Annotated in this window: 10 protein-coding genes; 4 read left to right on the forward strand and 6 right to left on the reverse strand. The window is 71.2% G+C overall.

Going from position 1 to position 12,527, the window contains the following annotated elements; all coding sequences use genetic code 11:
- Positions 1 to 49 precede the first annotated feature (49 nt).
- Positions 50 to 2,770 carry a phosphoenolpyruvate carboxylase gene (gene ppc / locus ABZ562_RS33925; RefSeq protein WP_361487219.1) on the reverse strand — a complete coding sequence of 907 codons (2,721 nt, stop codon included), beginning with the start codon at positions 2,768 to 2,770 and terminating at the stop codon, positions 50 to 52.
- Positions 2,771 to 3,015: 245 nt separating this feature from the next.
- Here ppc and ABZ562_RS33930 point away from each other — a divergent pair, with 245 nt between their 5' ends.
- Entirely contained in the window at positions 3,016 to 3,996 is a 981-nt protein-coding gene (locus tag ABZ562_RS33930) for a fatty acid desaturase (RefSeq protein ID WP_361487221.1), read from the forward strand.
- Positions 3,993 to 4,703: a TetR/AcrR family transcriptional regulator gene (locus ABZ562_RS33935; protein ID WP_361487222.1), complete on the forward strand. Its 711-nt coding sequence runs from the start codon at positions 3,993 to 3,995 to the stop codon at positions 4,701 to 4,703. The genes ABZ562_RS33930 and ABZ562_RS33935 overlap by 4 nt, the downstream gene beginning before the upstream one ends.
- Positions 4,704 to 4,710: 7 nt before the next feature.
- Here the strand turns inward: ABZ562_RS33935 and ABZ562_RS33940 are convergent, their stop codons facing one another.
- Positions 4,711 to 5,532 carry a trans-aconitate 2-methyltransferase gene (locus ABZ562_RS33940; protein ID WP_361487225.1) on the reverse strand — a complete coding sequence of 274 codons (822 nt, stop codon included), beginning with the start codon at positions 5,530 to 5,532 and terminating at the stop codon, positions 4,711 to 4,713.
- A 110-nt stretch (positions 5,533 to 5,642) separates the two neighbouring features.
- Here ABZ562_RS33940 and ABZ562_RS33945 point away from each other — a divergent pair, with 110 nt between their 5' ends.
- Complete coding sequence (locus ABZ562_RS33945; protein ID WP_055548471.1) at positions 5,643 to 6,140, forward strand: MarR family transcriptional regulator; 498 nt, start codon at positions 5,643 to 5,645, stop codon at positions 6,138 to 6,140.
- Here ABZ562_RS33945 and ABZ562_RS33950 read toward each other — a convergent pair.
- From ABZ562_RS33950 to galT, 4 genes are all read right to left on the reverse strand, one after another.
- Positions 6,099 to 6,911: a response regulator transcription factor gene (locus ABZ562_RS33950; RefSeq protein WP_361487227.1), complete on the reverse strand. Its 813-nt coding sequence runs from the start codon at positions 6,909 to 6,911 to the stop codon at positions 6,099 to 6,101. The genes ABZ562_RS33945 and ABZ562_RS33950 overlap by 42 nt on opposite strands.
- 364 nt (positions 6,912 to 7,275) lie before the next feature.
- Entirely contained in the window at positions 7,276 to 8,463 is a 1,188-nt protein-coding gene (galK, locus tag ABZ562_RS33955; protein ID WP_361487229.1) for a galactokinase, read from the reverse strand.
- Between the two features lie 253 nt (positions 8,464 to 8,716).
- On the reverse strand, positions 8,717 to 9,688 hold the full coding sequence (gene galE / locus ABZ562_RS33960) for a UDP-glucose 4-epimerase GalE (protein ID WP_361487231.1): 972 nt from the start codon (positions 9,686 to 9,688) through the stop codon (positions 8,717 to 8,719).
- The gene (gene galT, locus ABZ562_RS33965) at positions 9,685 to 10,728 is read right to left on the reverse strand and encodes a galactose-1-phosphate uridylyltransferase (RefSeq protein ID WP_361487233.1); all 1,044 of its coding nucleotides are present in this window, start codon (positions 10,726 to 10,728) and stop codon (positions 9,685 to 9,687) included. Before galT ends, galE begins: the two co-directional genes overlap by 4 nt.
- Before the next feature lie 111 nt (positions 10,729 to 10,839).
- On the opposite strand from galT, the gene ABZ562_RS33970 reads away from it, so the two are divergent.
- Positions 10,840 to 12,510: a sodium:solute symporter family protein gene (locus ABZ562_RS33970; RefSeq protein ID WP_361487236.1), complete on the forward strand. Its 1,671-nt coding sequence runs from the start codon at positions 10,840 to 10,842 to the stop codon at positions 12,508 to 12,510.
- Positions 12,511 to 12,527 lie beyond the last annotated feature (17 nt).

The following is a 12,527-nucleotide window of genomic DNA, read 5'->3' on the forward strand; positions in this document are numbered from 1 at the left end:
GCCCGCTCCCCCCGGGGGGAGCGGGCCGCCGTCGTAGGTCCGGGCCGTGTCAGCCGGTGTTGCGCAGACCCGCCGCCACGCCGTTGACGGTGAGCAGCAGGGCCCGGGCCAGCACCGGGTCGGGCTCTTCGCCGCGCTCGCGTGCGGTGCGCTGCCGGTGGAGCAGGCTCACCTGGAGGTAGGAGATCGGGTCGAGGTAGGCGTCGCGGACGTGGAAGGTCTGCTTCAGCACGGGGTCGTGGTCCAGGAGTTCGGTCTCGCCGGTGATCCGCAGCACCTCCCGCACGGTCAGCTCGTGCTCGGCCCGGATGACGTCGAAGACGTGCTTCAGCTCGTCCGGGACCAGGGTGTCGACGTAGTGGCGGGCGATCCGCAGGTCCGTCTTGGCGAGGGTCATCTCGACGTTGGACAGGAAGTTGCGGAAGAAGTGCCAGTGCTGGTGCATCTCGTCCAGCACGCCGTCGAGCCCGGCCTCGCGGGCGGCCTTGAGGCCGGAGCCGACGCCGAACCAGCCGGGGACGATCTGCCGGGACTGGGTCCAGCCGAAGACCCACGGGATGGCCCGCAGCCCGTCGAGGCCCGCGCCGGAGTCGGGGCGGCGGGACGGACGGGAGCCGAGGTGGAGCTCGGCGAGCTGGTCGACGGGGGTGGAGGCGAAGAAGTAGGCGGGCAGGTCAGGGTCGTCCACCAGGGCGCGGTAGGCGCCGTGCGCGGCGTCGGAGACCGTGTCCATCGCCGCGTCCCAGCGGGCGAGCGCTTCGTCCGACTGGCGCGGGGCGGTGTGCAGGGCCGACGCCTGGAGGGTGGCGGCCACCGTCAGCTCCAGGTTCTCGCGGGCGAGCGAGGGGACGAGGTACTTGTCGGAGATGACCTCGCCCTGCTCGGTGACCTTGATCTCGCCTTCGAGGGTGCCCCACGGCTGGGCGAGGATCGCGTCGTGGGTGGGGCCGCCGCCGCGGCCGACGGTGCCGCCGCGGCCGTGGAAGAGGCGCAGCCGTACGCCGTGCCGGTGGGCGACGTCGCGCAGCAGCCGCTGGGCGCGGTGGATCTCCCACTGGGAGGTGGTGATGCCGCCGAACTTGGAGGAGTCGGAGTAGCCGAGCATGACCTCCTGGACGTCGCCGCGCAGCGAGACCAGGCGCCGGTAGGAGGGGTCGGAGAGCATCTCGTCGAGGAGCTGGTCGGCGATCTTCAGCTCGTCGGTGGTCTCCAGCAGCGGCACGATGCCGATCTTGGCCCAGCCTGCGTGCAGGTCGATGAGCCCGGCCTCGCGCGCCAGGACGGCGGCGGCGAAGACGTCGTCGGAGCCGGCGCACATGGAGATGATGTAGGACTCGACGATCTCGGGCCCGAACCGCTCGAAGGACTCGCGGATGGTCTGGAAGACGCCGAGGGTCTTGGCCCCGGCGGCGTCGAGCGGCGCCGGGGAGGGCGCGAGCGGGCGGCGGGAGCGCAGTTCCTTGGCGAGGAGCTTGCGCCGGTAGTCGCGCGGCATGTCCGCGTACCGCCAGGATTCCTCGCCGAGGCGGTCGAAGAGCTGGCCGAGGGCGTGGTGGTGGGCGTCGGCGTGCTCGCGTACGTCCATGGTGGCGAGCTGGAGGCCGAAGGCGGCGAGGGTGCGGATGGCGCGTTCGAGACGGCCGTCGGCGATCAGGGCGCCGCGGTGGGCGCGCAGCGAGTCCTGGATGAGCTTCAGGTCGGCCAGCATCTCGGTGGTGCCGAGGTAGTCGCGGCCGGGGGTGTGCGGGGCGTCCTTGGCGAGCCGCTCGCGGGTGTTGACCAGCTTCTGCCGCATGCAGGTGGCCTTGAGCCGGTAGGGCTCCTCGGCGTTCAGCCGCTTGTAGCGCGGGCTGATCTCGGGCAGCAGCTCCAGGTCGCGCTGGAGGGAGGTGAGCAGTTCCTCGGAGGCGTCGGAGTTGCGGATGGAGCTGGAGAGGGCGGCCCGCAGGTCGTCGATGATCTCCAGGGCGTCGGTGATGCCGTGCTCATGCTGGAGGATCAGCACCTCCCAGGTCACCTGGGGGGTGACGTTGGGGTTGCCGTCGCGGTCGCCGCCGATCCAGGTGCCGAAGGTGAGCGGGCGGGTGGTGGCGGGCAGCTCGATGCCGACGCGCTCCAGCTCGGCGGTCAGGTCCTCCAGGACGTCGCCGACGGCGTGGGCGTGCAGTTCGTCGAGGTAGTAGATGGCGTTGCGGGCCTCGTCGGCGGGCTCGGGGCGGGCGACCCGCAGCTCGTCGGTCTGCCACAGCAGGTCGATGTTCTCGGCGAGCCGCAGGTCCGCGCGGCGGCTCTCGCCGCCGGCGGCGAGGGTGTCCAGCAGCTCGGCGATGCGGCGCAGCTTGTTGAGGACCGTGCGGCGGGCGGCCTCGGTGGGGTGGGCGGTGAAGACGGGGCGGACGCCCAGGTTCTCCACGGTCTGCCGCAGATGGCCGGGGTCGGCGTCCTTGAGCTGGCCGACGGTGCGGGCGAGGATGCCGCCCTCCGCGGCGCGCCGGGTGCTCAGCTCGCGGCTGCGGTGGACCTGCTCGGTGACGTTGGCCAGGTGGAAGTAGGTGGAGAAGGCGCGCACCAGCTTGGCGGCGGTGGGCAGGTCGGTGGCACCGAGGAGCTCGGCGGCGGCCTCGCCGTCACTGCGGGTGAGGGCGCGGACGCGCTCGACGAGATCGAGGAGGTCCGGGCCCTCCTGCCGGACCAGGGTCTCGCCGAGGAGGTCGCCCAGACGGCGGATATCGGCGCGCAGGGCGGCGTTGGTGTGGTCGGCACTGCTCACAGGTGCGGGCTCCTTGCAGTGAACGGGGGTTCCTAGCGGGGTGGAGCCCCGCGCGGCTGGCGCCGCAGGGCCCGCACCCGGTGCTTTCGGCCATGTGCGGACCGCGCTGTCCGACGCCCCCAGGATAGGCGGCGCCCCCTCGGGGGATGCCAGAGCCCTCTTGCCCCGGTTCGCGGTCCTGCCATACTTACGTCGCCGTAGGTTACGGATCCGTAGCCCAGCCCCCGAGCCCCACGAGGGATCCCATGACTGCAAGCCCCGACGTGGCCCACGACGCGCCGAAGGCCCAGGAGACCCCGCCTCCCTCCGCCACGCTGGGCGGGGACAGCAAGCGTTCCGTCGAACAGATCACCCTGCTGCTGTTCATCACCGTCCCGTTCGTCGCGCTGCTCGCGGCGATCCCCCTGGCCTGGGGCTGGGGGGTGAGCTGGCTGGACCTGGGGCTGATGGTGGTCATGTACTACATCGGCTGCCACGGCATCACGATCGGCTTCCACCGCTATTTCACCCATGGCTCGTTCAAGGCGAAGCGGCCGCTGCGGATCGCGCTGGCGATCGCGGGTTCGCTGGCGGTCGAGGGGCCGCTGGTGCGCTGGGTGGCCGATCACCGCAAGCACCACAAGTTCTCCGACGCGGAGGGGGACCCGCATTCGCCGTGGCGGTACGGGGAGACGGTCCCGGCCCTGATGAAGGGGTTGTGGTGGGCACATATCGCCTGGATGTTCGATGAGGAGCAGACGCCGCAGCAGAAGTACGCGCCGGACCTGATCAAGGACGGCGCGGTCCGCACCATCTCCCGCCAGTTCGTGGTGTGGACGGTCGTCTCGCTGCTGCTGCCCGCGGTGATCGGCGGTCTGGTGACCTGGTCCTGGCAGGGGGCCGCGACCGCGTTCTTCTGGGCGTCCCTCGTCCGGGTGGCGCTGCTCCACCATGTGACCTGGTCGATCAACTCGATCTGCCACGCGGTGGGCAAGCGGCCGTTCAAGTCGCGGGACCGGTCCGGGAACGTGTGGTGGCTCGCGGTGCTCTCGTGCGGCGAGTCCTGGCACAACCTGCACCACGCCGATCCGACCTGCGCCCGGCACGGGGTGATGAAGGGCCAGCTGGACTCCAGCGCCCGCATCATCCGCTGGTTCGAGAAGCTGGGCTGGGCATACGACGTCCGGTGGCCGAGCCCGGACCGTATCGACTCCCGCCGTAAAGAGGCCCCCGCCGAAGCGGCATGATAGAGGGCGTGGAGACCGACAGTAATACCAGCGGCAGCAAGGACCGGACGGCCCGGGCCGTCCGGTCCTCCGGATCCGGCCCCCGGCGGCCCCGCAGGGTGCGGATGACCGGCAAGGAGCGCCGGGAGCAGCTGCTGGACATCGGTCGGGCGCTCTTCGCCGAACGGGGCTTCGAGGGCACCTCGGTGGAGGAGATCGCGGCGAAGGCCGGGGTGTCCAAGCCGGTGGTGTACGAGCACTTCGGCGGCAAGGAGGGGCTGTACGCGGTCGTGGTCGACCGGGAGATGCGGCGGATGCTGGACATGGTGACCACGTCGCTGACCGCGGGGCATCCGCGCGAGCTGTGCGAGCAGGCCACGTTCGCCCTCCTGGACTACATCGAGGAGTACACGGACGGCTTCCGGATCCTGGTCCGCGACTCCCCCGTCGCCCAGTCGACGGGCACCTTCGCCTCGCTGATCAGCGATATCGCCACCCAGGTGGAGGACATCCTGGGCCTGGAGTTCAAGGCCCGCGGCTTCGACGCCAAGCTCGCCCCGCTGTACGCCCAGGCCCTGGTGGGGATGGTGGCGCTGACCGGCCAGTGGTGGCTGGACGTCCGCAAGCCGAAGAAGTCCGAGGTGGCGGCGCATCTGGTGAACCTGGCCTGGCACGGTCTGGACGGTCTGGAGCAGAAGCCGCGGCTGATAGGCCACCGCAAGGCGTGAGCGCGCTTCACGCCTTCTTCGTCGCCACGGCGAAGACGCGGCGGAACGGGAAGGCCGTGCCGTACGGGGCCGCCGGGTAGGCCTCACGGAGCAGGGCGGCGTATTCGCCGAGGAAGCGGTCGCGGGCGTCCGGGTCGTCGGCGAGGGCGGTGAGGACCGGGCGCAGGGCGGTGCCCTTGGTCCAGTCGAGGACGGGGTCGGGGCCGGTGAGGATCTGCAGGTAGGTGGTCTCCCAGGCGTCGACCTCGCAGCCCAGGGCGGTGAGCCGGTCGAGGTAGTCGAGGGGTTCGAGGGCGGAGGCGGGGCTGCGCGGGGTGTCGGCGAGGCGGTCGCGCCAGTGCGGGGCGGCGCACAGGTCGCGCAGCAGGGTGTGGCTGGGGGCGCCGAAGTTGCCGGGGAGCTGGAAGGCGAGGGTGCCGCCGGAACGCAGGGCGGAGAGCCAGGCGGGGAAGGCGTCGGCGTGGCCCGGCATCCACTGGAGCGCGGCGTTGGACACGATCAGGTCGTACGGCTCGTCCGGCTCCCAGCGCAGCGCGTCGAGGGTGCGGAAGTCCAGGCGGCCGCCGTCGGCGGTGGGCCCGGCGAGGGGCTGGGCCTGGCCGAGCATCTCGGCGGAGCTGTCGAGGCCGGTGATGTGGGCGTCGGGCCAGCGGTCGAAGAGCAGGACGGTGACGTTGCCGGGGCCGCAGCCGAGGTCGGCGATGCGGGGCGGGCGGCCGGGTTCGGCGGGGAGCGCCGGGATCCGGGCGATGAGATCGCGGAACGGGCGGGCGCGGTGGCCCGAGTGGCGGAGGTACTGGTCCGGGTCCCAGTTGGGTGACGTACGCATGGCGGAGTCCCTTGAGCGGGTACGGTCGGTGCGAGCAGGCCTTACCGTCCTCCAGAGCGTCTCTTGATGTCAAGAGACTTCATGTCGACAGACCTACTACACTGATCGCCATGGAGGACGAGGTCGATCGGCTGGTGGCGGCGTGGCGTCGAGAACGCCCCGACCTCGATGTGGAACCACTCGAAGTGCTCAGCCGGGTCAGCAGGCTCGCGCGCCATCTGGACCGGGCGCGGCGGATCGCCTTCAGCGAGCACCAGCTGGAGTCCTGGGAGTTCGACGTGCTGACCTCGCTGCGGCGGGCCGGGACCCCGTACCAGCTCTCCCCCGGGCAGCTGCTGACCCAGACGCTGGTCACCTCGGGCACCATGACCAACCGCATCGACCGGCTGGCGAAGAAGGGCCTGGTCGAGCGGCTGCCCGACCCCAGTGACCGGCGCGGGGTGCTGGTCCGGCTCACCGCGGAGGGGCGCGACCGCGCCGACCAGGCGCTGGCCGGACTGCTGGATCACGAGCGGGCCATTCTGGCCGAGCTGTCCCAGGCGCAGCGCGCCGAACTGGCGGCGCTGCTACGCCAGCTGACCGCCCCGTTCGACAATTTCCCCGGCTAGGTCGACCGGGCCGACGCCCGCCCGCCGGGCCAGCGCCACGGCGGCCAGCGTGGAGTGCACGCCCAGCTTGCCCAGCACGTTCTGCATGTGGGTGCGGACGGTGTGCGGGGACAGGAACAGTCGCTCGGCCACCGCCTTGCGGCCCAGCCCGGCCACCATGCAGCGCAGCACCTCCCGCTCACGCGGCGTCAGCGATTCGACCAGCCGCTCGCTCTCGGTGCGGTGCTTACGGGCCGCCGTCAGCTCCCGCAGCACGCCGGTGAGCAGCGCGGGCGGCAGATGCGTCTCGTCGCGCAGCACGCCCCGGATCACGGCGAGCAGCCGGACCAGCGAACAGTCCTTGGCCACCCAGCCGGACGCCCCGGCCTGCAGGGCCGCCGCGGCCCGGCGCGGATCGTCGCGCTCGGCCAGCACCACGGTGCGCACCCCCGGCTGGGCGGTGCGCACGCCACCGACCAGGGCTATGCCGTCCGCCGACCGCCCGTTGACGGCGCGCGGCGGGCCCGCGCCCAAGGCCCCGCCATGGGTCGCCTCGACCGGCGCGGGCTGCGGGGCGTGGATCGGCTCCCCGGCCAGCGAGCCCAGATCGGCGTCGATCAGCAGAACGTCGAAGCGGCGCCCCTCGGCCACTCCGCGCTCCAGACAGCGCAGCGCCGCCTGGCCGCTTCCGGCCGCCGCCACGTCCACGTCCTGTTCCGCCGCGAGGGCGGCGGCCAGTGACTCGGCGAAGATGCGATGGTCGTCGACCACCAGAACCCGAATACGTGCCACGGAACCCCCCACGTCGCCGGATACACCCGGATACCCCGAGAACCAGTACGGGTACGGCGCCCGGGAAGGGATCACCGCAACCGCACGGCCGCCGCCGTGCTGAGATCGCTACCCCACCCCGGGCGTCGTACCTGACTGTCTCGCCCCCTGATGCACGTCGGCCCCCACCGACGCTGTGCTCAGCGTACGACCGGGCTCCGACATCCGGAGCGAATGAGCGAAACTGCCCGGCCTCGCCTGATTACGGTGGTCTTTGTGTTCGGTCTTGGGGAGTAAGTGGGCTAAGAACGGCGAAAACTGATCGGTCAACGGCCGAAGGCAGCGAGGCCCCGAGCGGGCGGGGAGGGGAGAAGCCCCCGGCCTCCTACAGCCGCCGGGCGCCCGCGCTCGGGACCGCCGGGAAGATCCGCGGGGCCCGGTGTCCGGCCGCGGCGAAGGCCTCGGTGACCGCCTTGGCCACCGCGTCCGCGTCCGCCACCTCGACCAGCACGATCGCCGAACCGCCGAAGCCACCGCCGGTCATCCGCGCACCGAGCGCGCCCGCCGTGTTCGCCGACTCCACCACGAGGTCCAGCTCGGCACAGGAGATCTCGAAGTCGTCGCGGCACGAGGCGTGGCCGGCGGTCAGGATCGGCCCGATGGCCCGGGTGTCGCCCGCGTCCAGCCGCTCGATGACCTCCCGCACCCGCTGGTTCTCGGTCACCACATGGCGCACCCGGCGGCGCACGATGTCGTCCTCGCCGAGGTCGGCGAGGGTGGTGAGGGTCGCGTCCAGGGTCTCGAACGACACCTCGCGCAGCGCGGGCACGCCGAGCGCCCGCGCGGCCGACTCGCACGCGGCGCGCCGGTTGGCGTACGCGCCGTCGCCCAGCTCGTGCTTGACCCGGGTGTCCACGACCAGCAGCCGCAGCCCCTCCGCCGCGAGGTCGAACGGCACCTGCCGCTGGGTGAGGTCGCGGGCGTCGAGGAAGAGCGCATGCCCCTCGGTGCAGCACGCGGAGGCCATCTGGTCCATGATCCCGCAGGGCACGCCGACGAACTGGTTCTCCGCGCGCTGGCACAGCTGGGCGACGCGCCGCGGGGTGAGGCCCAGCCCGTACAGCTCGCTGAGCGCGGTGGCGGTCACCACCTCCAGCGCGGCGGACGAGGACAGCCCGGCGCCGGTGGGCACCGTGGACGCGTAGTGCAGGTCCGCCCCGCCGGCCGCCGCGCCGGAGAGCAGCCCCTCCTCGCGCAGCGCCCACACCACGCCCGCCGGGTAGGCCGCCCAGCCGCCGCGGTCGCCGCCGGTGCCGCCCGCGGCGACCGGGGCCAGCTCCTCGACGCGCAGCTCGACGACCCCGCCCGGGGCGTCCCCGGAGTGGACGCGCAGCACCCCGTCGGTGCGCGGCGAGGCGGCCGCCAGGCAGGTGTGCGGCAGGGCGAGCGGCATCACGAAGCCATCGTTGTAGTCGGTGTGCTCACCGATCAGGTTGACCCTGCCCGGCGCCGCCCACACACCCATCGGATCGGCCCCGTAGACCTCCCGGAACCCCGCCGTCACGTCGCTCACTCGCTGTCCCCTGTCCTTGTGTTTCGTCCGCGGCCGGGTGGCCGCGCGTTTCCGCTCCGCCGTCCAGTGCCGCGTCAGTCAAGGTGTGCCCGGTAGCGAGGCGCCCTGGTGCGGTCAGATGCAAGGCACCGGATCGGCCTCGCGGGGGCACCTCCCGGACGGAGTCCGGGGGCGGGCCTACTCGGTCGATCCGGCAACGCCGCAGATGGCCGTGCCAGGGCGGCGGGCGGGGTGAACCTTGGCTGACGCGGCACTAGCGCGCCCGCTGCGCGAACGTCCACGCGTCCGCGACGATGCCCTTCAGGTCCGCGCGGCTCGGCCGCCAGCCCAGGCGCTCCTTGGCGCGCTCGGCCGAGGCCACCAGCACCGCCGGGTCGCCGCCCCGGCGGTCGGCGACGACCTCGGGGATCGGGTGGCCGGTGACCTGGCGCACGGTCTCGATGACCTCGCGGACGGAGAAGCCGTTGCCGTTGCCGAGGTTGCAGATCAGGTGCTCGCCCGCAGAGGCGGCCCCCAGCGCCAGCAGATGGGCGTCGGCGAGGTCCGCGACGTGGATGTAGTCGCGGACGCAGGTGCCGTCGGGGGTCGGGTAGTCGTCGCCGAAGACCGAGATCGCCTCGCGGCGGCCCTGCGCGACCTGGAGCACCAGCGGGATCAGGTGCGACTCGGGGTCGTGGCGCTCGCCGTACGCCCCGTAGGCGCCCGCGACGTTGAAGTACCGCAGGGAGACCGCGGCCAGGCCGTGCGCGGCGCACTCCCCGCTGATCATGTGGTCGACGGCGAGCTTGGTGGCGCCGTACGGATTGGTCGGCGCGGTCGCGGCGTCCTCGGTGATCGGGACCTCGTCCGGTTCGCCGTAGGTGGCGGCCGTGGAGGAGAAGACGAGGGTGCGGACTCCGGCGTCCCGCATCGCCGCGAGCAGTGCGGTGGTCCCGCCGACGTTGTTGACCCAGTACTTCTCCGGGTTGACGACGGACTCGCCGACCTGCGAGGACGCCGCGAAGTGCAGCACGCCGTCGTACGAGGCGTCGAGCCACTTGGCCGCGTCCTGAATACGGCCCTCGATGAACTCCGCGCCCTCGGGAACGCCCTCGCGGTGCCCGGTGGACAGGTCGTCCAGGACCGTCACCCGGTGCCCGGCCTCCAGCAGATGCGCGGCGACCACGCTGCCGACATAACCGGCACCGCCCGTGACCAGGTACTTCTTCTGCTGCGCATTGCTCACTTGCTCGCTACCTCTCGCAGTCGCTCGGCCGCGGCCTCCGGCGGCACATCATTGATGAACACATTCATGCCGGATTCGGAACCCGCGAGAAACTTCAGCTTGCCGGAAGTGCGGCGGATGGTGAAAAGCTCGAGGTGAAGCGCGAAGTCGTCGCGGTCGTCCGCCGTGAACGGCGCCTGGTGCCAGGCGGCGATGTACGGCGTGGGCGGCTCCCCTTCCCCGAAGATCCGGTCGAAGCGCTTCAAGAGTTCCAGATACAGCTGTGGGAACTCTGTGCGCGCGCCATCGTCCAGCGCGGTCAGGTCCGGGACCCGGCGCTTGGGGTAGAGGTGCACCTCATACGGCCAGTGCGCGGCGTACGGGACGAAGGCGGTCCAGTGCTCGCCGTCGAGAACGATGCGCCGTCCGTCGGACCGCTCATCGGCGACCACATCATCGAACAGATTCCGACCGGTGCGCTCACGGTGCTCGGCGAGGGAGCGGAGCATCAGCCGGGTACGCGGCGTCGGGAAGGGATACCCGTAGATCTGGCCGTGCGGATGGCCGAGGGTGACGCCGATCTCCCTGCCCCGGTTCTCGAAACAGAACACCTGCTCGACGGAGGGGAGTTGCGCCAGCTCGGCGGTCCGGTCGGTCCAGGCCTCGAGCACCAGGGCGGCCTGTTCGGCGGTGAGATCGGCGAAGGAGGCGTCGTGGTCGGAGGTGAAGCACACGACCTCGCACCGCCCCGCGTCACCGGCCAGCGAGGGGAAGCGGTTCTCGAAGACGGCGACGTCGTAGTCGGAGGCGGGGATCTCGCTGAGCCGCCCGTCGCGCGAGGGGCACAGCGGGCATTCGTCGGCCGGCGGGAGGTAGGTGCGCCCCTGGCGGTGGGAGGCGACGGCCACGTCGTCGCCGAGGAGGCGGTCGTGACGGATCTCGGAGCGGGTCGATATGGGGTCCAGCGGCCGCTGGTCGACGGCGTCGCGCACCGCGTCGTCGCGCGCGTCGTAGTAGATCAGCTCGCGTCCGTCCGCGAGCCGCGTCGCCGTCTTCTTCACGTCCGCCAGCTCCTGTCCACTCCACCCAACACAACTAAACATAATGAATCACAAGTCAACAGTGACGTCAATGCGCCAGGAAGGCGTCCGAATAGAGCAGGATTGTGATTTATGCACCTTCTGGCAGCAGGTCTACGGCTCCCCACCAACGCGCTCGACTACACGATCCTGATCCTGTATTTCGCCGTCGTGCTCGGCGTCGGATTCGCCGCCAGACGCAGCGTGAAGACCAGTCTGGACTTCTTCCTCTCCGGCCGGTCACTGCCCGCGTGGGTCACCGGTCTCGCCTTCGTCGCCGCCAATCTGGGCGCCCTGGAGATCCTGGGAATGGCGGCCAACGGCGCCCAGTACGGCGTCTACACCGTGCACTGGTACTGGGTCGGCGCCATTCCGGCCATGGTCTTCCTCGGCCTGGTGATGATGCCGTTCTACTACGGCTCCAAGGTCAGGTCGGTGCCGGAATTCCTGCTGCACCGCTACGGGCCGTCCTCGCACCTGCTCAGCTCGATCATCTTCTCCGTGGCGTCCGTGCTGATCGCGGGCGTCAACCTCTACGCGATGGCCATCGTCGTCGAGGCGCTGCTCGGCTGGCCGCAGTGGGTGGCCATCGTCGTCGCCGGGCTGTTCGTGCTCGCGTACATCACCCTCGGCGGGCTCTCCTCGGCGATCTACAACGAGGTGCTGCAGTTCTTCGTCATCCTCGCCGCGCTCATCCCGCTCACCGTCGTCGGCCTCAGGCGGGTCGGCGGCTTCGGCGGGCTCAAGGACTCCCTCGAAGCGTCCCACGGCCCGAACTTCACCTCCGCCTGGGGCGGCACCGGCATCGGCTCGGACAACCCGCTGGGCGCCAACTGGCTGACCATCGTGCTCGGCCTCGGCTTCTGCCTGAGCTTCGGCTACTGGACGACCAACTTCGCCGAGGTGCAGCGCGCGCTGTCCGCCAAGAACCTCTCGGCCGCCCAGCGCACCCCGCTGATCGCCGCCTTCCCCAAGATGTTCATCCCGCTGATCGTGGTGGTCCCGGGGCTGATCGCCCTGGTCATCGCGCCGAAGATCGGCTCCACCAAGAGCGGTCTGCAGTACAACGACGCGATCCCGCTGCTGATGAGCGAACTGCTGCCCAACGGCGTGCTGGGCGTGGCGGTGACCGGGCTGCTCGCCGCCTTCATGGCGGGCATGGCGGCCAACGTCTCGTCCTTCAACACCGTCTTCACCAACGACATCTGGCGGGCGTACGTCAGGAAGGGCCGCGCGGACGAGTACTACCTGCTGACGGGGCGGGTGGTGACCGCGATCGGCGTCCTTGCGGGCATGGGGACGGCGTTCATCGCGTCCTCGTTCAGCAACATCATGAACTATCTGCAGACCCTGTTCTCGTTCTTCAACGTGCCGCTGTTCTGCGTCTTCATCATCGGCATGTTCTGGCGGCGGGCCACCGCCCCGGCCGGGTTCTGGGGACTGCTCTCCGGCACCGTCGCCGCGATGATCAACTACTTCTGGTTCTACAAGCAGGGCGTCATCTCCATCCCCAGCGACCAGGGCGCCAACTTCGTCTCCGCCATCGTGGCGTTCGTGGTCGGCGGGGTGGTGATGGTCGCGATCACCCCGTTCACCAAGCCCAAGCCGGAGCAGGCGCTGGCCGGTCTGGTCTACGGAACCACCGCCCCCGGCCTGGCCGAACCCGCGGCGCCGGGCGACGAGGCCTGGTACCGGCGGCCCGCGCTGCTGGGCTGGAGCGCGATCGTCCTCGCGGCCCTGTGCTACATCCCGTTCTCCCTGTGACCCTCCTGCGGATAAGG

The organism is Streptomyces sp. NPDC019937, from assembly GCF_040631655.1.
In the GTDB taxonomy this organism is placed as follows: domain Bacteria; phylum Actinomycetota; class Actinomycetes; order Streptomycetales; family Streptomycetaceae; genus Streptomyces.

What these genes read in the sequence shown, in the direction of transcription:
- ABZ562_RS33970 (WP_361487236.1), top strand. Translation starts at nt 10,840, where the DNA reads ATGCACCTTCTGGCAGCAGGTCTACGGCTCCCCACCAACGCGCTCGAC.
- ABZ562_RS33930 (WP_361487221.1), top strand. Translation starts at nt 3,016, where the DNA reads ATGACTGCAAGCCCCGACGTGGCCCACGACGCGCCGAAGGCCCAGGAG.
- ABZ562_RS33945 (WP_055548471.1), top strand. Translation starts at nt 5,643, where the DNA reads ATGGAGGACGAGGTCGATCGGCTGGTGGCGGCGTGGCGTCGAGAACGC.
- ABZ562_RS33935 (WP_361487222.1), top strand. Translation starts at nt 3,993, where the DNA reads ATGATAGAGGGCGTGGAGACCGACAGTAATACCAGCGGCAGCAAGGAC.
- ABZ562_RS33940 (WP_361487225.1), bottom strand. Translation starts at nt 5,532, where the DNA reads ATGCGTACGTCACCCAACTGGGACCCGGACCAGTACCTCCGCCACTCG.